General features: G+C 65.9%; 19 protein-coding genes. All 19 read right to left on the bottom strand.

All coding sequences use genetic code 11. The annotated features are described in order from the left end of the window. Window positions 1-188: 188 nt before the first annotated feature. The gene (locus HNP52_RS01745; protein ID WP_184161619.1) at window positions 189-755 is read right to left on the bottom strand and encodes a hypothetical protein; all 567 of its coding nucleotides are present in this window, start codon (window positions 753-755) and stop codon (window positions 189-191) included. Further along, a complete protein-coding gene (locus HNP52_RS01740) occupies window positions 755-1,720 on the bottom strand; it encodes a phage tail tube protein (protein WP_184161616.1) in 966 nt (321 codons plus the stop codon). The genes HNP52_RS01745 and HNP52_RS01740 overlap by 1 nt, the downstream gene beginning before the upstream one ends. A gap of 11 nt (window positions 1,721-1,731) precedes the next feature. After that, window positions 1,732-2,154 carry a hypothetical protein gene (locus HNP52_RS01735; protein WP_184161613.1) on the bottom strand — a complete coding sequence of 141 codons (423 nt, stop codon included), beginning with the start codon at window positions 2,152-2,154 and terminating at the stop codon, window positions 1,732-1,734. After that, the gene (locus HNP52_RS01730; protein ID WP_184161610.1) at window positions 2,151-2,786 is read right to left on the bottom strand and encodes a DUF6441 family protein; all 636 of its coding nucleotides are present in this window, start codon (window positions 2,784-2,786) and stop codon (window positions 2,151-2,153) included. Before HNP52_RS01730 ends, HNP52_RS01735 begins: the two co-directional genes overlap by 4 nt. Beyond that, window positions 2,786-3,127, bottom strand: coding sequence for a hypothetical protein (locus HNP52_RS01725; RefSeq protein WP_184161608.1), 342 nt, complete (start codon window positions 3,125-3,127; stop codon window positions 2,786-2,788). Before HNP52_RS01725 ends, HNP52_RS01730 begins: the two co-directional genes overlap by 1 nt. Window positions 3,128-3,186: 59 nt before the next feature. Further along, entirely contained in the window at window positions 3,187-3,519 is a 333-nt protein-coding gene (locus tag HNP52_RS01720; protein WP_184161605.1) for a DUF2190 family protein, read from the bottom strand. After that, window positions 3,516-3,830 carry a hypothetical protein gene (locus HNP52_RS01715; RefSeq protein WP_184161602.1) on the bottom strand — a complete coding sequence of 105 codons (315 nt, stop codon included), beginning with the start codon at window positions 3,828-3,830 and terminating at the stop codon, window positions 3,516-3,518. The genes HNP52_RS01720 and HNP52_RS01715 overlap by 4 nt, the downstream gene beginning before the upstream one ends. 57 nt (window positions 3,831-3,887) lie before the next feature. Further along, complete coding sequence (locus HNP52_RS01710) at window positions 3,888-6,062, bottom strand: ClpP-like prohead protease/major capsid protein fusion protein (RefSeq protein ID WP_184161599.1); 2,175 nt, start codon at window positions 6,060-6,062, stop codon at window positions 3,888-3,890. Next, window positions 6,063-7,598, bottom strand: a complete 1,536-nt coding sequence (locus HNP52_RS01705) for a phage portal protein (RefSeq protein WP_184161596.1) — start codon at window positions 7,596-7,598, stop codon at window positions 6,063-6,065. Next, window positions 7,598-7,819 (bottom strand): phage head-tail joining protein, encoded by a 222-nt coding sequence (locus HNP52_RS01700; RefSeq protein ID WP_184161593.1) that lies wholly within the window; start codon window positions 7,817-7,819, stop codon window positions 7,598-7,600. The genes HNP52_RS01705 and HNP52_RS01700 overlap by 1 nt, the downstream gene beginning before the upstream one ends. A 3-nt stretch (window positions 7,820-7,822) precedes the next feature. Beyond that, the gene (locus HNP52_RS01695) at window positions 7,823-9,826 is read right to left on the bottom strand and encodes a phage terminase large subunit family protein (protein WP_184161591.1); all 2,004 of its coding nucleotides are present in this window, start codon (window positions 9,824-9,826) and stop codon (window positions 7,823-7,825) included. Continuing rightward, window positions 9,795-10,292, bottom strand: a complete 498-nt coding sequence (locus HNP52_RS01690; protein ID WP_184161588.1) for a terminase — start codon at window positions 10,290-10,292, stop codon at window positions 9,795-9,797. Before HNP52_RS01690 ends, HNP52_RS01695 begins: the two co-directional genes overlap by 32 nt. Before the next feature lie 322 nt (window positions 10,293-10,614). Next, complete coding sequence (locus HNP52_RS01685; protein WP_184161585.1) at window positions 10,615-11,154, bottom strand: hypothetical protein; 540 nt, start codon at window positions 11,152-11,154, stop codon at window positions 10,615-10,617. Window positions 11,155-11,221: 67 nt separating this feature from the next. Next, window positions 11,222-11,761 carry a hypothetical protein gene (locus tag HNP52_RS01680; RefSeq protein ID WP_184161582.1) on the bottom strand — a complete coding sequence of 180 codons (540 nt, stop codon included), beginning with the start codon at window positions 11,759-11,761 and terminating at the stop codon, window positions 11,222-11,224. Beyond that, a complete protein-coding gene (locus HNP52_RS01675) occupies window positions 11,745-12,635 on the bottom strand; it encodes a DUF1376 domain-containing protein (protein ID WP_184161579.1) in 891 nt (296 codons plus the stop codon). Before HNP52_RS01675 ends, HNP52_RS01680 begins: the two co-directional genes overlap by 17 nt. Before the next feature lie 46 nt (window positions 12,636-12,681). Further along, window positions 12,682-13,236: a hypothetical protein gene (locus tag HNP52_RS01670; protein ID WP_184161576.1), complete on the bottom strand. Its 555-nt coding sequence runs from the start codon at window positions 13,234-13,236 to the stop codon at window positions 12,682-12,684. Further along, window positions 13,236-14,165 (bottom strand): hypothetical protein, encoded by a 930-nt coding sequence (locus HNP52_RS01665; protein ID WP_184161574.1) that lies wholly within the window; start codon window positions 14,163-14,165, stop codon window positions 13,236-13,238. The genes HNP52_RS01670 and HNP52_RS01665 overlap by 1 nt, the downstream gene beginning before the upstream one ends. After that, window positions 14,162-16,675 carry a DNA cytosine methyltransferase gene (locus HNP52_RS01660; protein WP_184161571.1) on the bottom strand — a complete coding sequence of 838 codons (2,514 nt, stop codon included), beginning with the start codon at window positions 16,673-16,675 and terminating at the stop codon, window positions 14,162-14,164. The genes HNP52_RS01665 and HNP52_RS01660 overlap by 4 nt, the downstream gene beginning before the upstream one ends. After that, complete coding sequence (locus HNP52_RS01655; RefSeq protein ID WP_184161568.1) at window positions 16,675-16,935, bottom strand: hypothetical protein; 261 nt, start codon at window positions 16,933-16,935, stop codon at window positions 16,675-16,677. The genes HNP52_RS01660 and HNP52_RS01655 overlap by 1 nt, the downstream gene beginning before the upstream one ends. Window positions 16,936-16,941: the final 6 nt, after the last annotated feature.

The following is a 16,941-nucleotide window of genomic DNA, read 5'->3' as shown; positions in this document are numbered from 1 at the left end:
GTTGTCGATATCGTCGGACAGGCCTGCGATGATGGCCCGCTCAGCCGCGGGGAGCACATCGGCCAGCATTTCCGGATCGGCTCCAAGCGCCGCGCCGACCAGCATCACTGCGCCGAAGTCTAGCGCGAACGGCTGGCCCGCGCCGGCGACGCGCAGCTGTCGGTCGCAGGTCGTCAGGACTTCCCAGACTATTTCAGCTTCGTCGCCTTCGAAACCTTCGACCTCGTATGGGCAGGCTTCGCACCGCGTGCCTTGCCCGGCCGAGCACGAAAGTTGGCAGTATCTTTGCCCGGCGTCCCCGCCACCCCAGTGCCAACTGGAGAGGCGGCGAAGCCGTTTTTTGCGCGTTCCCGGGCAGCAAACGGCACGACATAGGCCGCATCGAATGCCTGAAATACGATCGGGTCCGAAAGCACCGCGCGAAGGTTTTCAAGCGAGAAAGGCAGGGGCTCGAATTGCGGGTTGCCGATATCGTCGAGAAGCGGCTCTCCAGTGTCCTTGAAGCGCTGCTGGCCGACGTCGCGCCAATCGCGGGCCCCCTCCAGGATTAACGATTCGCTCAGCGCGTCGCCCAGGTCCTCGAGCTGCTCGGCGGCGCTCTCATCTGTCGCTGGGACCTCCGAGCGGCCGAGCTTTTCGAGCGCGGCTCGCCTCGCGCGGCGGAACATGCCTCGATCGATTGGCGCGAAGAGAATTTCCGCGCCCATGATCTTGAGCCATTCAGGCCCAGCGGCCTTTCGCGGTGCAACCAGCATCAGTAGGTCGCCACGTCGTTTTCGAGCGTCGCGACGCAGCAGTGCCCGCCCGCCGGCGCGCTCGCCTGAAAGTTGAACTGCGCCTGGATGCCGTTCGGCCCAGTGATCGGGCGCTTCGCTTTCGGGAGAAACAGGCGTTCAACCCGGAATACGAGCGAGAACTCACCCTTAGTCCAGCCGAACTCGACGTCGATGGGCAGCCCGGCGGTCGCGGCAGCGAGAAGGGCGGTATCGGCGAACTTTACCGTGATCGAACCGGAAATCTGCGCCATTCCCGGGTCGCTGTCCTCGATGCGGCCGTCGGCCTGGATGGTCTCCACCTTCTCGAGGTTGTTCGAATAGGTGAGGTCGGCGGCAACCACGCTGCCGAGCGCGGCGCCGTCCTTGTTCACGAAGCCAGTGGCCTGGGCGAAGCGCGTCACCGCGAGCGCGGCGGGGCCCACCGGGCCAACCGAGGCATTCACCGGATCCGTCTCGCCGATGCAGATCAGGCTGCAGGTCGCATTGAGCAGGCCCGAGCGGGCCATGGAAATGCGCAACTGATTGCCGCGGGCGCCCCGGTTTACGGTAAAGGCGGGCACCTCGGGCGAGCCCACCTCTATCGACATCGAAGGGAGAGCCGCAGCGCCAGAGGTGAAGATGTGGGCATAGCCATCCTCAGCGTCGCCCGTGGTCACCGGCGCGCCGAAGAAGAGTTTCAGCCACCGGCCGAAATTTCGCACATCCACCGGCACGACGATGTCGCCGTCGTCGGTGGCAACGTCCGTGATCGGATCCTGCATCTCGCGGCCCTGGCCGAGCAGGTCGCTCTCGATGAGAGGCCGCTCCTCGCCGAGCGAATGGCTGACGAGCGGGATCGTGCCCCAGCCGGCATTGTTGGCGGGAACAGTGCCGGGGGTGGTTTCGAAGCACCCGATGACCTTGGCGTTCGAGCCGCGGGCGCGAGTGGTGGGCGTCAAAGCCATGACGAACTCCTTCAGGTCAGGGGATTGGTGGTGACGTAACTGGCGATGATCAGGAGCTCGCAGCCGCGCTGGGCAGCGGCATTGTCGGCGGCGATCACGTCGGTCTCCGGCGCGATGGGCTCCAGCCAATCGCAGAGACCACCGAGCGTGCGGTCGGCCTCGACAGCATTGCCGATCGCAACGAGCATTGCGTCAAGCATCGCCTCATCGTTGGCGAGCAGCTCGACCGGCACGCGGTGGCCGTAATTGTAAGCGAGGGGGCTAAGATCGATATCGGGTTCGCCTGGGTCGCCGCTGCGAACGATTGCCCGGCCGCCGGGATAGATCCGCGCGGGCGGGCTCGCATCATTGTCCAGGCCGAGCACGTCGGCGTTCGGCAGCGCTGCGGCGATCAGGGCCTTGAGGGCGGAGAGGACATCGAGGCGACGGCTCATCTTGCCCCCAATCGAAACAGGAACCGAGCTTCGAAGTTCGCTGCCCAGCTGGCAGCGACATCGTCGATATCGAGCAGCTTCGGCATGCGGATGGTCGGGACCAGCGTGAACATCAGGATGCGGTCGAGCTGGCGTCCCTGCGCCAGCCGCCCTTTGGTACCTGGTCGATAGCCGCGGCGATTGCGGGACCGCACCGCCTCGACGAAGGCGAGGACCCGGCCGTTCTTGCCGCGCAGGAAGGTGAGGTCCTGGTTGAAGGCGTTCTCCACCTCGAACGGCGTCATGCGCTTCGCGCCCCGGCGGCGTGGCACGTTGTCGCTGGGGATGGCGAGGTATCGGCGACCGGCAAGCGGCACGATCTGGGCGCCTCGACCGAAGGCGTCGATGATGTCCGGGGCGTTCGACCAGATGTACCCACTGGGGTTCATGCTGCGCCGCTGCTCGGGATAGACGCGATCGCGCCAGGTGTTCGCAAGGCGCTGGCCGAGGCCGGCCGACACCACCTGGCGCCTGAGCGTGAGGAGGGCTTTGTAGGTGGTTTCCCGCATGGCCTCGGTCGCAGCACCGGCGACATCGCCCTCGATATCGTCGGCGAGGAGACGGAGGTCGCCGAAACCGGCGGTGACGCGCATCAGATAGGCTCGGCGCCGCAATTCCAGGTCAGCCCCTCCGCGTCGATCATCGGATCACCGGTGAGCCGCAGCCGATCAGTGATCACCCCCGAAGCCTGCGGGAATTCCTGGCCGGGGATGGTCAGTTCGGCGCCCGCGATGGGGGCGTAGATCTCTGATTTTCGGATACTGACTTCATAGGTCGCCTGAACGATCCGAGATCCTCGAAAGGTCGCAGCCTCATCGGGCCGCGCGAGCAGGACACGGATGGCGGGAAAATCTCCGGTCGAATGCTGGTAAGATGCCGCCAGCGAGCCGGGCCCATTGAACATGGCATCGAGGGCAGCCTGAAACGGATCCATGCGCACCTCCGGATGGGTGCAGGCGGCAGGCATCGGCCCGCCGCCCGCGAACTCGCCTATCAGGCGATCTGGCCGGTGATCATCGCGCGCCCGACGGCGTCGCCGGCGGCCTGCACCTGAGCCGCTGCGCCCACCAGCGTGTTGCCGGCGGCCGTAGTGGTCAGCTTCTTGGCCGCGTTGTCCCAGTAGAGCTTCTGCCCCTGGGTCCATGCCTCGCCGGTGGTCTTGGCGATGTCCATGACGCCGCGGCGACGGCCCTGGCCGCCCTTGCCGGTGAGCACCGCCGCGATGGCGACGAGGAAGATTGCGCCGACCAGCACGCCGCCGCCAGCGGCGACGTCATAGGGCGCGACGAAGGGGAGCGTGTCCCCATCCTGGATATAACCCCTCACTTGGAAGTCTCCTTCTTCGACTTCGGCGCCTCGCCCGCAGCAGCGGGCTCGGTCGCCGGAATATTGGCCTGGTGGTCGGTGGCGTCGGCTGCGAGCAGGGCAGCAGCCGGCACCGGATCGGCGTCGCTCCGCTCGACCGGCATGGCCTTGCGCTGTTCGGCGGTGAAATCGGAGGTGACGTCGTCAGCCTCCTTGCCGTTGATGAGGCGGTCGGCCTCGCCATCCTCGAGGTGCCGAGGCCCCTCGTGCGGGTGCCGCATCACGCCGTTCACATAGGCCGCTGCGACGGTGAGCATCACGATCTTGGACATGGGAACTCTCCCGATGTGCGGGAGCGACGCACCGCGCCGCCCCGCGGGTTACAGGGATCAGGCGCCCGTGCCGGCGTTCTTGGCGGCGGATGCCGGGTTCACACCGGCAACGCCGTAGTCGAGGCGAACCTTGTGCTCGGTGCCATCGACCTTCCAGCCTTCCTCGCTGTCGAGGAAAGGCTCCTCCACACCATCGAGGAAGCCGACGACGATCGCAGGGGCGACGCCCGGATCGGCGAAGGTGTACCAGGGGTTGCCGGTCAGGCGGGCCGTGTCGACGATGTCGTCGAAGATGCCCAGCGCGATGTTGGTGCGCTGCAGCTTGTTGGCCGCATCCGGGTCATACTGGCTGCCATTGGTGACGCGCGCCTGGCCGCCGAGCGACAGCGGGCCGAGGAAGATCGACGGGTCGATTTCCAGGAACTCGTTGCCGCTGATGTCCTTCTGCGACGCCATCAGCTGGCGCATCGCATCGACCTCCGCAACCGTCGGCGGGCCGCCGGCGGCGCGCAGGTTGCCGTGCGCGGCCGAGAAGAACGGCTGCCCGTCACCAGTGTTCGGGTTCGAGTTGATGTAGGCGAAAACATCGACTTCGATGGTGAGCTTGGCGGCCCGGCCGAGGTCGACGGCAAGGTCGGAGAACGCGCCGAGGTCATCGTTGATCAACGCCTGACGCGAAATCGTGATGATGTTGCCCTTGGTCGACGCGATCAGCTGCTCGCGGGCACCATCGGGGATCGGCTTCTGCTTGAACTCGCCGTTCTCATCGACGGCATCCAGCACGCCGAAGGTGCCGCGGCGGTACAGGTTGTGCGCGCGGAAGTCGGTAACCGTGGTCTTGCCGCAGAAGCGCGACCACTTGTCCGGCGTGACCTGATACGACGCGATCAGCACCTTGTGCAGGGCCTGCTCGAGCAGCAGCGGGAAGTCGCCGGTGCCCTGGGTGATCGCGTTGCGGGCGGTGAAGGCCTGGCCCATGATCTCGCGCGGCGCACGCGAGGTCATGCGCGTGCCAGACAGCACCAGCGATTCACGGGCGAGATCGACCATGCTGACGCCGCGGAATTCGCCCGGGTCGATCTTCAGGGTCTCGCCGCGGGCCTTGGCGGCCTTCTCGACCAGACTGGCGACGCCCGCGCGCACCAGGATCCAGTTCTGCGCGCCTTCGGAGAACTTGTCGCGCTCGTCCTTGGTGATGCGGGCGTTCGGACCGCTGTGGCCGATGCCCTGGGCGTCGTCACGTTCGGCGAGCTTGTCGAGGATCTTCTCGCCGGCCGCGGCAACGGCACTGCCGCCTTCGACGAGCTCGTCGATGAATTCGTCGGCCATGCCGTGCTTCTTGCCCAGCGCGCGGATCGACGAAACGCGGGTGCGCTCCGCTGCAACCGCGTTCTGCACATCGGTAGCGCTGAGCGCCGCCGGCGCAGTCTCGGGAGTGACGGGGTTGGGAGCAATGAGCGCGAGCGGGCCGGTGGCGGGCAGGGCGTCCATCGCATCGAGCGCGACCGCCGAGGCGCGGATCTTGCCGATTTCTTCCGGCGTGCCGGGCGGGATGAATGCAGCGATGGCGGCAACCAGCGCCACGCGGGTCGTGAAAAGGTTCATGATCGTGTCCTTGGGTTTAGGCGCGGGCGCGGGCGCCCTTTTGGTGCCCATCGCCATCGCGGTGATGAGCGGGCTATCGGGGGCCTTGCGGAACCCGAATGGCTTGACGTTCGACGCGGCGACCGTGAGGCCCTCCGACACCGACGTGATGAATTTCTTGTCGAGCGCATCGGCCGCGGAGAACCACGTCTCCTCGTCCATCATCGCGACGAGCTCGTCCGCCGCGAGGCCGGTGCGCTTGGCGTAGATGCCGACGATCTGATCGCGGAGGCGGTCGAGCTGGTCTGCAGCGCGGCGCAACTCGTTCGCGTCGCCGCAGGCACAATCCCAGGGGTTGTGGATCATCACGAGCGCGTTGTCCGCCATGATGACTTCGCTACCGGCCATGGCGATAACCGAGGCCATCGACGCGGCGAGGCCGTCGATATGGGTGGTGACCTTGCGACCGGAGGCGGCTGCCCGGATCATGGCGTTGTAGATCGCCAGACCTTCCATGACGTAGCCGCCCGGCGAGTTGATACGGATGTCGAGGTCGTCGTCGCCCTCGGTAATGAGCGGCACAAGCGTCGCCGCATCGAGACCGTCCCAGCTGTCGCCGACGATCCCGTAGATCAGGATTTCCGTCATCTACTTGCCTTTCGCATTGTCCGGCTTGGGGAGGGTCACGGCGTTACCGACCGAGGTGACCTTGCGCGGGTCGCTGTCGAAGGTGAGGCCAAGCGCATCGAGGCGCTCCGCGTCGGCTGCCCACTCCGCCAGGAACTTGTCTGGATCCTCGCCCCGCTTGCGAGCTTCCGCAGAAATGGTCGACAGGCCAGCCCGGATCGCGTCACGGATAGCGGGCACTTCCTGCGACGGGTCGAGCATCTCGGTTGCCGGCGGCGTCCATTCCATCGTCACACCGCGCGTGTCCTCGCCGAGGAATTCGAGCGCTTCGATGAACCATCGCTCCACCGACCCGCAAAACTGCGGGATGAACATCAGCCACTGCCAGTTCTGGACGTCGCGGCGATACGAAAGGCGGCCCAGCCGGCCCGAGATGAAGCTCACGTTGGACAAGTCGCCAGATAGCTCCTCATAGGGGAGCCCCAGGCCTACCGCGATCGCGCGGGTCGAGACTTTGGCGAAATCGGGGTAACCGTCCGACTTCGGCGGCGTGGAGAAGGTGACTTCCTCGCCTGGTCGGGCGTATTGGAACGTGCCGGGCTCCAGATAATCAAGCGGTTCGCGCTCTTCATCGATCGGGGCGTCACCGCCTTCATCGTCATCAGACACGATGCCCGGTATGGGCGCGTCGACCTCCTCCCCGGTCACGACGCCGACATAGGCGGCCGCCAACTTCTGGCGGGTGAGTTCGGCATCCTCGAAATCAGCGAAATCTCGCATGCGCAGGATCACCGGGGCGAACCATGTCGCGCCATGCTCCTGCTCGGGGCGATCAGTACGAAAGACGTGCGCGATGTCGGCGGCAGCGACGAAAGTCGATCCGGTACGGCCAACCGTCACCGCGCCGGGATGCGTGTTGTAAAGCCAGTACCCCTCGCGCCGGCCGATCGGGCTGAACTGAATGCCGTAGATCGAGTAGCCGCCCGTTGCCCCGGAGGTCGCGGTTACCGCGCCCGTGCGCGAGGGATCGATATAGTCGGCTTCCAGCACCTGAATCTGGAAGGGCAGCGGCAAGCGGTCCGATACCCGGCGGTAGCGCCGGCGGATGACCGCGCTTCCACCCTCCACGACGGCCCGCGCGGCAAGGAGTTGGAGGCCATAAAGGTCATGCCGCCCACTCGCGTCGCATGCGGTGGTGTCGAAATGCCGACGCGCCAACGCGTTGAGACGATCATCGATCTTTCCGTCGCGATAGACCTGGAATGTGATGCCCGTGCCGACGATGCTACCCGCGATTGAGGCGATGCCGCGCGCCGCAAAGGGGTTGTTGCGGACGAGATCGCGCGCCGTCGACCGCAGAAGGCGCTGTGCGCGGGGTGTCAATTCGCCATTGGCGTCGCGAATGGAGCGCCGCCAGCCCGCAGCCCTGCGCCCCTCGGTAGCACCATCATATTCGGCGCGAGCGCCACGGCCTACACGGATGACCTTGGTCTTCGGAGCATCAACCGGGGCTGCTCGTCCACCGAAAAGCCAGCCGAGAATGGACTGGCGGGCCATCAGCGCAGGCCGCTCTTGTAATACGGCGTGCGGCGCCGAATGACGGAGCTCTTCGATACCGATTGCATCATAAGCGACGCGGCAATGACCTTTTCCGCGGCGATCATGTGATCGAGCGACTGATACTCCGTCTTCCGGCCATCAGCGAAAGTGATCGACCGCACGCCCGAAGCGATCGCGGCGCGAATGTTGACGAGGTCGGCGTCAGTCCAGATGGCCATGCTCTACCTCCTTCGAGACGTGAAAGGATTTGCGCGCCGCGGCGGCTTCTTGGACTGCGCGGCTTTGGCCTTGGTGCCGACGGTGGCGGTTTCGACATCGGTCAGCTCGGACTGCTCATCAGGCGGTGGAATTTTCCGACGCTTGCGCTCGATGCCGGCCGCGGCGCGCCATTTCTTCTCGCCCCATCCATCAACCCCTAGCGCGATGCTGACGGCGCGAGCGTAAATGGCGTTGTCGAGCGCTTCATTGCGGGGGCGGGTTTGTTCCCACTCGGCGCGCGACCGACCGTTTCGTAGGTTCTTCTGCACCAGCTGCTCGGCGACCAGCTGCTTGATCCATTCGTCGCTGGTGCCGTCTGGCAGGAACACATACCCATCCGGATATGGATCGCCGTCGACCGGCTTCTCTAGGTTGAGGGCGCCATACAGCTCGAGCTTGAGCATCGACGTTCCGACGGTCCAGAGCCTGACGCCCTTCTTGATCTTGCGGCCCGCGATCGTGAGATCCTGCCATGTCGGGCCGGCGATCGCTTGGCCCACGCCAACGGCGTGCCGTCCTTTGATCGCCATGGCGAAGCCGGGATGGCGGCGGGCCCAGGCATAAACGGACATCGTGTTCGTGCCGTCGCCGGAATCGATCGCAGCGCGAGCGAGACGGAAGCGACGGCCATCCTGTGTAGGCCACTCACGAGCGAGATGGCGGTCCAGCTGCTTCCATGTTTCTTGGTTCGCAACTGCGCCATCTACCTCAATATGGTCGACGAGCGCCCGCTTGCGATCCGATCCGAACGCCCAGACGTCTAGTTCTAGGCGAGCGCCAGCCCCGCGCTGCACGTCGATCGAGCCGATGAGGATACACGGCCATGACGGTACGGTGCCGAGCGCCATGGCTTTCTCCCGGCGATCGTAGAGGCGTTGCCATTCTGGCGCTTCGCCCTTCTCCTGCCAGGCCTCGCCCAGCACCTGGTTGACCCAAGTGCGTAGGAGATTGGGATCGTGCCGAACCTCCAAGAATTCACGGACGATCTCGCCCCAGGCCGCGCCGGGGTGCTGGCTGTAGGCCGCCCAGATGTGAAATGAACGATGACGCGGGAAGGCGGCCGGGTTGTGGGCGCGCCACTCGCCATTCTCGTCCATCCAGGCCTTCTCGGCCTCGTCGATCTCGCAACCCTGCTGGCACTGATACCAGACGCGGGTTGGATTCTTCTTCGGCTCCCACCGAATGCCAGCTCCAGTGCCGTCGCCGAACACCAGGTACTGCATATGACCGCAATGCGGACATGGGACGTATCGGTATTCCTGGCTACCCTGCTCGAACAGGGCATCGATCCGGCTGAAGCCTTTGACCTTCGGCGTCGAGCCGGCCGCACTGAAGCGGCGGGGAGAGGTGAGGTTTCGCTTGAATGCCAGCCGAGCCGGGTCACCTTCCTCTTTGGTAGCCCACGGGTACCCGTCGCATTCCTCGAGCAACACGTCGTCTGCGGTGACGCGCCGGAATTCCTTGGGGCTGTTCGCACCCTTGATCTGGATCCATCCGCCTTTGTAGCGCTTGGCGCGGATCTGGTTGTCCGGATGCCGAGGTTTAAACTCAGCAACCTGCCGGACAATGTCCCATTGCAGCACCGGGTCGAGGTCGTCGCGGCTGAATTTTTCCGCGTCGTCGATCGTCGGTTGGTAAAACAGCGTGCGCGCCGGGCTCCATCTGATGCGCCACGCCACGAAGCATTGCAGAATGGTCGAGTAGCCGATGCGGCTACTCTTCCGGCACGAGACCTGCTCCGTTTGCGGGTCTGTGAAGGCGTCGGCCATATCCGACTGAAATGGAAACGGACGGATGCGCGCGCCGTCATCGCTGCGCGCATGGTCCGTCATGAATTCGCTGAGTGGTGGCGGCTTGCGGGGCTTGAGGGTGGAAAACCAGTATCGCGCGGCTTCGGCGATCTCGTCGCCAATGACGGCGAGGGTCGCTAGAGCCTTATTCCTTTTCGCTGGGGGACTCTTCCTCATCCAAGCCCCCGCCCATCGCCTTTTCGACGCGGGTGAGGCTCAGTTCCTCAAGCGCGTCGCTGATGGCCGTTTCGATCTTGACCCGGAGCTTGTGGTCGCCCTTCGCAACCTGCGCCGGAACCTGCGACAGCTTGCCCACCACCAGCGAGATCAAGCCAACGACAGCGGCCGTCATGTTGGGGAGCGAGGCGATCTCTCGCCGACGCTCCGCGTTATCCATCGCCTTCTCGTCGGCCTGCTCTTTCGCGAGCCGAGCGCGCTCTGCCTGGAGGTCGAGGGTCCCATCGGCTTCCGCGTCCTCAAACTTCCGAAGCTTGAAGGCGAGGAAGGCCTCGACATACTCCTCCGCGGTGCAGCCAGGGCGGGGAAGGTCGCCGGCCTGCATCCTGTCGCGGACCCAACTGTCCGACATGCCGAGCAACCAGGCGACATTTGCCCGGGTGAGTGTCTCGGTTTCGATGCCCATGCTGAAATCCCCTAGTGGGGCGAAAATGCCGGGTGAGGCAGGCTGAAACACGCAGAAATCAGCCGTTTTCTGCCACTAGGCGGCGGCAGTCATACGAAATCCTGCGCCTAGACCGAAGATGCGCCTTCGCCCCCCGCATTATCCTCGGGTCCCGGAAGGACCCAAGGGAGGGGGTGTGTTGCCAAGGCGTCACACCCCCTCTGGTCGCCCTCGATCGGGCATCGCTCGCGCGGTATCGGGAAATGCGTCGCACGCCCGCCGAAGCGGGGGCGACGTAGGCGGCACGATCAGGGATCAGCCGACGCTAGCACGTCAGGGCCGCTCATGCGGCGGTGCCCGAGACGGGCTGTTCGCCGAGTTGTACTGCATCTGTTCCGGCAATGTAAGAGGCAATCGACACTCGGAAGCCACCGAAGTTGACCACCATTTCCTTGTTGGTGCCGCGCTCAACCACGCCGGACATGCCGGCCATCGGCCCCGTCTTCATGTGCACGCTGGTACCAGCCTCGACCCGATACCGGGTCGCCTTGAGCAGTGATAGCCGGAAGCGATCCTCGGCCGCACGCAACGGCGTCAGGCCGGCCTCGCTGACAACCGGGATGCGATCGCGGTGACGCAGAATGGTGAAGCTGGGATGCGGGCTCGTCGGCAGGGCGCGGATGCGCTGCAGCTCGGGCAGGTCTGCCTCAGCCACGAACACGAAGGTGGGCGTGATAGCCACCTCCACCTGGCTGATCTCGCGCCGCTTCCTGCCACGCCCTGCTCGCCGCTCGACGCGCACCGGCGTCCATGCCTGAATGCCGGCGTCCGCTAGCGAACGCATCAGCGGCAGCGTGCGCAGCACATTGGTCCGCAGGATCACCCAAGTCGAAGCCCCGCTCATCATATCCTCGCTATACCCGAATTCGTGTTGTGATTCACTGTTTGTTCTATGCTGCCTGCTGGTCCGGTGGCACACCGGCGAAAGCGCGGTCGACCTGCTCCTGCGTCAGCCCGCCGCTCTTCAGCCCAAGGCTGATGAACTCGGGCTTGAGACGGCGAACCTCCTCGTCCGTCAGCGGGATCACATCCGCCTCAGTGAGAGGCTCGCGCTGCCCCGACATCAGGATGTAGCGCGCCAGGTTGATCGCATGCTGTTCCCGGCTGACGTACTGCGCCATGCGCTCCCTGATCTGCTTGATCGTCGGGAACCAGTCGAGTTCATCGATGCACCGCTTGCATGCTGCAGCCAAGGCATCCCGATCGCAGCCCGCCAGCTCCTTCATGTAGGTGTTGAACTGCAGCACGCCGACGATCTCAGCCTTGGACGAGGCTGGCAGCACCGCCTTTAGCGCCCCGAGCGATTGGCGAAGCGTTCGCTCGCTTGCCGGCACGATCGGGGCGACCGCCTGTGCCACCGGCTCGATCAGCGCAATTTCGGCCGCGGTGAACACCGCGTCGTCGGCATATGCCTTATCCAGCACGGTCATCACGCTCGGCGTCAATAACGGCAGCGAGGAACCCGTCCCCGCCGCGTCCAGCACTGAGAGATCGTTGGCCATTCCGCAGGCATCCTTCGATGAATGATTTGGGGTCGATCGCGCCTTCGCGCTGCGCCTTGCCGAGTGCGATGATCACCGCCTCGGCGCCATGGTCTCGCTTCCACCTGCCCAGCAGGCGCCCGGCCGCCTCGATGCTGATACCGGCCGAGGTGAGCAGCGTGCGGCCGGCATCGAACATGACCTTTTCCGGATCGATCACGGCGGGCGGCGCCGCGGCGCCCGATGCGTTAGCATCGGAACTATATTCTCCCTGTCCCTGTCCCTCTCCCTGTCTCTTGGAGGTGATTTCCCCGGGGACATCGGCTGTTGTCCCCGGGGACACATCGGGGACCGGGATAGCCTTGTCCCCAGCGATGAACTCATCGAAGGTCGGGGACGGGAGGTCGGTGCCGTTGCGCTGATTGGCCTTCTTGATGCGCGCCAGCTCGGTGCGCCAGCGCTGCTCAAGCTTCTTCTGCCAGGCGGCTACGACCTGCTCCGCCACTACCGGGTGATATAGCCGGCCGTCGGAGCACCGGACGAAGCCGCGCATGGCATCAGCCCGATGCTTCTTGAAGGTGCGCAGGTCGCGACCGAGGCCGCAGAGGCGCGCGAGCACCGCATCGTTATCCGGGAGCGACCCTGCCGGCAGTTGGTGCCAGGATGCGGCCCAGAGAAGCACGGCATACCAGCATGCCTCCGGAGCAGCCTCGGCGGCGAGGTCGCTATCGCGCAGGCGCGCGACGTGGAGCGGCATGAACGCGAAGTCCTGCAGATCGGCGTCGGGCGGCGTCAGGGGCAACGGAGCGGAGAGGGTATTCATGGCGCGACCATTTCGATTTCGATGATGTGGGCGATGATGCGATCGGTCATAGGTGCCGGCGCCTGATCTGCGCGGCATCCTCGGGCCACGCGATCTTCAGGTTGCCGATCACCGGCCGCGCCGGGTCGATCTCGAGGCCGAAATCTTCCGCCACCTTGGGCCCGCCGACGAGGGCTTGCAGGATAGAGTGACCTTCCGGGAAGCGCCGCAGCTGGGCGCCGAGCGCGCGCAGGTGAGGGCAGACCTTCTCGGAGTGCAGCGCGCATGCATGATGCACGGGCGCCTCGGTCGTCATGAACCAGCCGTCCTGGAAGCGACCGAGCCCGAACCACCAGCGGTCATTTGCCGGCGTGCACTCCCCGCATACCGTGCAACGCATCTCTGCGATGGAACGGCGCTGGCGAACCATATGGGGCTTGGCGAAGATCGGCGTGCCCTTGCTAGGCGCGTGACGCTGCCAGACCGCCAGCCGGCCGTTGACCGAGCGACACGGACGGATCTCATAGCCGCCGGCTTCCTCACCGCTCCACATGGCGTTCCACGGCACGTGCTTTCCGATGACGAGGTTGCTCGACCGCGGAGCCTCAAATACTGGCGCCATCAGATGCCGCCCATGATCGACGGGCACCAAGCGCCGCACTCGGTGTCCACCTCTTCGTCCAGCTCCAACCGGGGCGACCTCGCCACCACGCCGAGCAGCTCCACGAAGGTGTGATACCGGCCGAACCGGTAGCCGGTGACGATCTCCCAACGGGCCCACTGCTCGCAGCTGGCCGGATCGATCTGGGCGCGGGCAATGCGCGCCTTTGTGCCCAAGAATGGGCATTGATCGCAGTTGCCAAGCCCGCGCGGCAACTGCAGGTCAAACGGTTGCGAGCCCCAGAACGAAAAAATATCGTCCTTCACCACGCCTGCGGTTGACAAGGGAAAGCTGAGATGGCTCGCTTCATTGCGAGCATCACGAAGCAGGCGATCGATCCGCGTCTTTTCGTCCGCGCGCAGCCCGATCATCTCGATGAAATCGCCGGGCTGGCCCAAACCGATCGACGCCGCGAAGTCGAACAGGACCTTGACCTTCAGGAACTCAGTGCACCAACGCTGCCGCCCGCTGGGCAGCGCCTGCTTGCGCGCGATCAGACGATCGAACGGCTCCCCCTTACGCGACGCGCTGTTGTACCCGACTTCGATGAACCGGCCCTCGGCGCCTGCGCTCGCGAGGTCCGTCTGGAACTCGAGCCAGCGGACCCGGACGCCCCACCTGGTAGAGATTTCGTGCACGAAGCGCAGGGTGGGCTCGCGTTCCTTGCCCGTGTTCGCAAAGCAGACATGCACATATTCGGGCAGCCGACCGCCATGCGCCTCGAGGACGCGGAACAGCATCTTGGCCGACGTCCGGCCGCCGCTGAGGCTGATCACGGTCGGGCCGTGGCAGAAGAACGGGCTGGTAGGATCAGCTGCGGGCCAGTCGACCGAGCTCGTGCCAGCGTCTGCTAGGGCGATGGGCGCGGTGGCCGCCTGCTTGTTGATCACGCGCGTCCAGCCTCCATGAGGAAGGCATGCTGCTGGGTGTCAACGGCGAGCGCGACGCGCGCTGGCGAAACCCAGATGGTGCTGGCCGACAGGCTGAACGTCTCGCCCAGATCGGCCAGCAGGATCGCCTCGCCGATGACGCCGCCGATCTCCGCCGCGCTCTCGCTGGGCACCGCATTGCCGATCCATTCGCGCTTCTCGGCGTCGCTCTTGCTGTCCAGCTCGAACGGCGTCCGCATGTGCCAGATGCCGTCCGCGTCCCGGTAGAAGGTCAGCTCCGGATCCACGATCGACTGCAGCGAGGCGAGGTCGAGCGTGGTGAAGGGGCGATGGCAGGTGCCGTCGAGCGCGATGATGTGGGCGACCAGGCGGTCGTCAGGGCCGGGCAGGGCGGGCAACGCTTCACCGGCCGCCTCGCGCGGGTCCGCGACCGAGTTGAAGCCGCGGTCATACGAGCACGGCTGCCCGGTAACAGTTTTGGCCGGCTCTGCCCAAGGCACCACCCCGTAATGACCACCTGCACCGAAGTGCTCGCGGCCATCGCGGAAGCCGACAGGGCGGGGATCGGCGACGCTGAGTGCGCCGGAGCCCACGCGATCGCTGCCGGTGATGGTCGGGGCGGGATCCTCCGCCGACACGACCCGCATCTTGTTCTGGTGGGCGTGGGGGCCGTGCGTGGGCCGGGGATCGGCCACCGCGAAGGCGCCGTCGCCCGTGGTCGACGCGCCGATAACGGTGCGGCTCTGGCCTTCCCAAGGGGTGACCTTGTATTTGGTAGTCGTATAGTCCTTGTCGAGCGGCCGAGGGTCAGCGACGCAAACGCCGCCAGCCGCCCCGCCTGGGCCGGCCACCGCGGGTGAGGCATCCTCGAAGGGCACGATGCGGAAGATGTTGTTGAAGCGCGGGCGCCCGAGCATGCGCGGATCCTGGACCGCGTAGGGGCCGGTGCCGACGGACACGTCGCCCTTGATGCACGGTGCGGTGGCATCCCATGCCCGAACGCCGAGCTGCACTGAGCGCGGGTGGCCGTCGACGCGCGGGTCAGCGATCGCGTGGCCTCCGTTCGTCGGGCCGTGTCCGGTGGTGACAGTGGGCGATGGCCGGTCCCATTCGGACACACGCATGATGTTGCCATGTGTCGCTGCCCCATAGCCCGGCCGGGGGTCCGCGACGGAGAATGCGCCGTTCGTCGGGCCGCTCTTGGCTTGGACGGTGCCAGCCGCCTCGGCCCACGCTGCGACGCCGAGTGTCTGGTCTCGGGCGGCATAGCGCGGGTCGGCGACGCTATGCGCGCCGTTGGCCGGTCGAGAGGAACCTGCCACCACCCGGCCGACATCCTCCCACGCCCGCACGCCCAGCGCCTCATTGTGCCAGCCGCCCGCGCGAGGGTCGGCAACCGCGAACTTTCCATTGCTGGGCAGAGATTCGCCAGCGACCGTGCCTACCGGGCCCTCGAAGCCGAGCACGCCGTATCCACCGCTGCGAAGCTCGTTGGTGCGCGGATCAGCAACGCTATGCCGGCCGTGAAGCGGCGAGCGCTGGTTGCCGATTACGACGCCGGACATCTCGTCCCAGCCCATGACACCCAGCGCGCCATCGCGCAGCGCCTGCTCGGGAACGATGCCATAGTCGCGCAGCACGCCATCGACCACGGCCAGCTCGTTCAGCGCGCGCCAGTCGCGGCCGGCCGGCACCAGCGCCAGGCGGACCCACGTCTTCCACTGCAGCATCGGCATGCGGTGCATGACGCCGGCGACCGGATCGCCGGGCATGGGCAGCTTGCCGATCACCTCGCCCACGCCGCGCAGGCGCTTCTTCTCGGGCTCGTAGATGAAGTTCGGGATGATCTCGCGCTGGCGGGCGATCAGCAGCATGCGCTTGCGGCTCTGGGCGAGGCCGCCGAGCACGCCGCAATCGTGCACCGTCTCGGCGCAGTTATAAGTATAGCCGCGGAGGATGGCGCCGATCTGGTCGAGCAGCCACCGGCCGCGCGTCAGGATCCTGGGCACATTCTCGAACAGGATCGCCGGGACCGGCTCGTCCTTGAACGCCTCGCACACCAGCCAGACACCGCGCAGGGTCAGCGCGTTGAGCGCCTGATACTTGTCGGTGAGCGACTGCTTCGAGCTCAGCAGGCCCGAGAAGCCCTTGCACGGCGCCGAGAGGAAGATGACGTCCGGCCGAACGCCGTCCGGACCGACGAGCGCGGCGCGGATGTCTGCGGGCGTGGCTTCGCGCCAGCCGGCCGGAGGCTCCTTGCCGTGGAACGCGATGTATTGCTCGCGCGAGAATAGATCCATCACGGTGCCAGGCACACCGGTCAGGCGCTCGAAGTTGCGGATTGCGCCGGCGTCGACATCGATGCCGCCCGTGCAGACGAAGCGCGCGACGACATTGCCGACGCGGGCCTTGGCCATGTTGAAGCCCTTCGCGCCCGCGCCGATGCCGCAGAAGACATGGGCGTGCCGGACGATCCGCTCGGAGGTATGGGAGCCGAGGAGTGCGGCCATTACGCTGCCTTCCTCGCTGCAGGCGAGAACCGGCCGCGCTCGACCGCCTCGCGGGCGCCCTGTTCCTTGGCGACCAGGCGGTCGAGGAGGTGCCCAGCCTCGGTACAGTCCCCGCGGCGGATTGCTGCGGAAAGGTCGTGCAGGACGGTGTGATCCGCGGGCACTACCTCGTCGTCATGCGCGCAGCCTTCGCAGATCGTCTTTCTGTCGGTGATGTCCTTGCGGCACATGTCGCAGGTGACGGTAATATCCATAGACATTTCGAT

Source organism: Sphingomonas kyeonggiensis, assembly GCF_014204495.1.
Classification (GTDB): domain Bacteria; phylum Pseudomonadota; class Alphaproteobacteria; order Sphingomonadales; family Sphingomonadaceae; genus Sphingomonas; species Sphingomonas kyeonggiensis_A.
This window is presented reverse-complemented; position numbering and strand designations above follow the sequence as displayed.

Bases quoted from the DNA above. Each gene is read 5' to 3' on its own strand.
- HNP52_RS01710 (WP_184161599.1), bottom strand. From the start codon at position 6,062: ATGACGGAAATCCTGATCTACGGGATCGTCGGCGACAGCTGGGACGGT.
- HNP52_RS01705 (WP_184161596.1), bottom strand. From the start codon at position 7,598: ATGGCCCGCCAGTCCATTCTCGGCTGGCTTTTCGGTGGACGAGCAGCC.
- HNP52_RS01695 (WP_184161591.1), bottom strand. From the start codon at position 9,826: ATGAGGAAGAGTCCCCCAGCGAAAAGGAATAAGGCTCTAGCGACCCTC.
- HNP52_RS01725 (WP_184161608.1), bottom strand. From the start codon at position 3,127: ATGGATCCGTTTCAGGCTGCCCTCGATGCCATGTTCAATGGGCCCGGC.
- HNP52_RS01735 (WP_184161613.1), bottom strand. From the start codon at position 2,154: ATGAGCCGTCGCCTCGATGTCCTCTCCGCCCTCAAGGCCCTGATCGCC.
- HNP52_RS01675 (WP_184161579.1), bottom strand. From the start codon at position 12,635: ATGAATACCCTCTCCGCTCCGTTGCCCCTGACGCCGCCCGACGCCGAT.
- HNP52_RS01660 (WP_184161571.1), bottom strand. From the start codon at position 16,675: ATGGCCGCACTCCTCGGCTCCCATACCTCCGAGCGGATCGTCCGGCAC.
- HNP52_RS01740 (WP_184161616.1), bottom strand. From the start codon at position 1,720: ATGGCTTTGACGCCCACCACTCGCGCCCGCGGCTCGAACGCCAAGGTC.
- HNP52_RS01670 (WP_184161576.1), bottom strand. From the start codon at position 13,236: ATGGCGCCAGTATTTGAGGCTCCGCGGTCGAGCAACCTCGTCATCGGA.
- HNP52_RS01715 (WP_184161602.1), bottom strand. From the start codon at position 3,830: ATGTCCAAGATCGTGATGCTCACCGTCGCAGCGGCCTATGTGAACGGC.
- HNP52_RS01745 (WP_184161619.1), bottom strand. From the start codon at position 755: ATGCTGGTTGCACCGCGAAAGGCCGCTGGGCCTGAATGGCTCAAGATC.
- HNP52_RS01700 (WP_184161593.1), bottom strand. From the start codon at position 7,819: ATGGCCATCTGGACTGACGCCGACCTCGTCAACATTCGCGCCGCGATC.
- HNP52_RS01680 (WP_184161582.1), bottom strand. From the start codon at position 11,761: ATGACCGTGCTGGATAAGGCATATGCCGACGACGCGGTGTTCACCGCG.
- HNP52_RS01730 (WP_184161610.1), bottom strand. From the start codon at position 2,786: ATGCGCGTCACCGCCGGTTTCGGCGACCTCCGTCTCCTCGCCGACGAT.
- HNP52_RS01655 (WP_184161568.1), bottom strand. From the start codon at position 16,935: ATGTCTATGGATATTACCGTCACCTGCGACATGTGCCGCAAGGACATC.
- HNP52_RS01690 (WP_184161588.1), bottom strand. From the start codon at position 10,292: ATGGGCATCGAAACCGAGACACTCACCCGGGCAAATGTCGCCTGGTTG.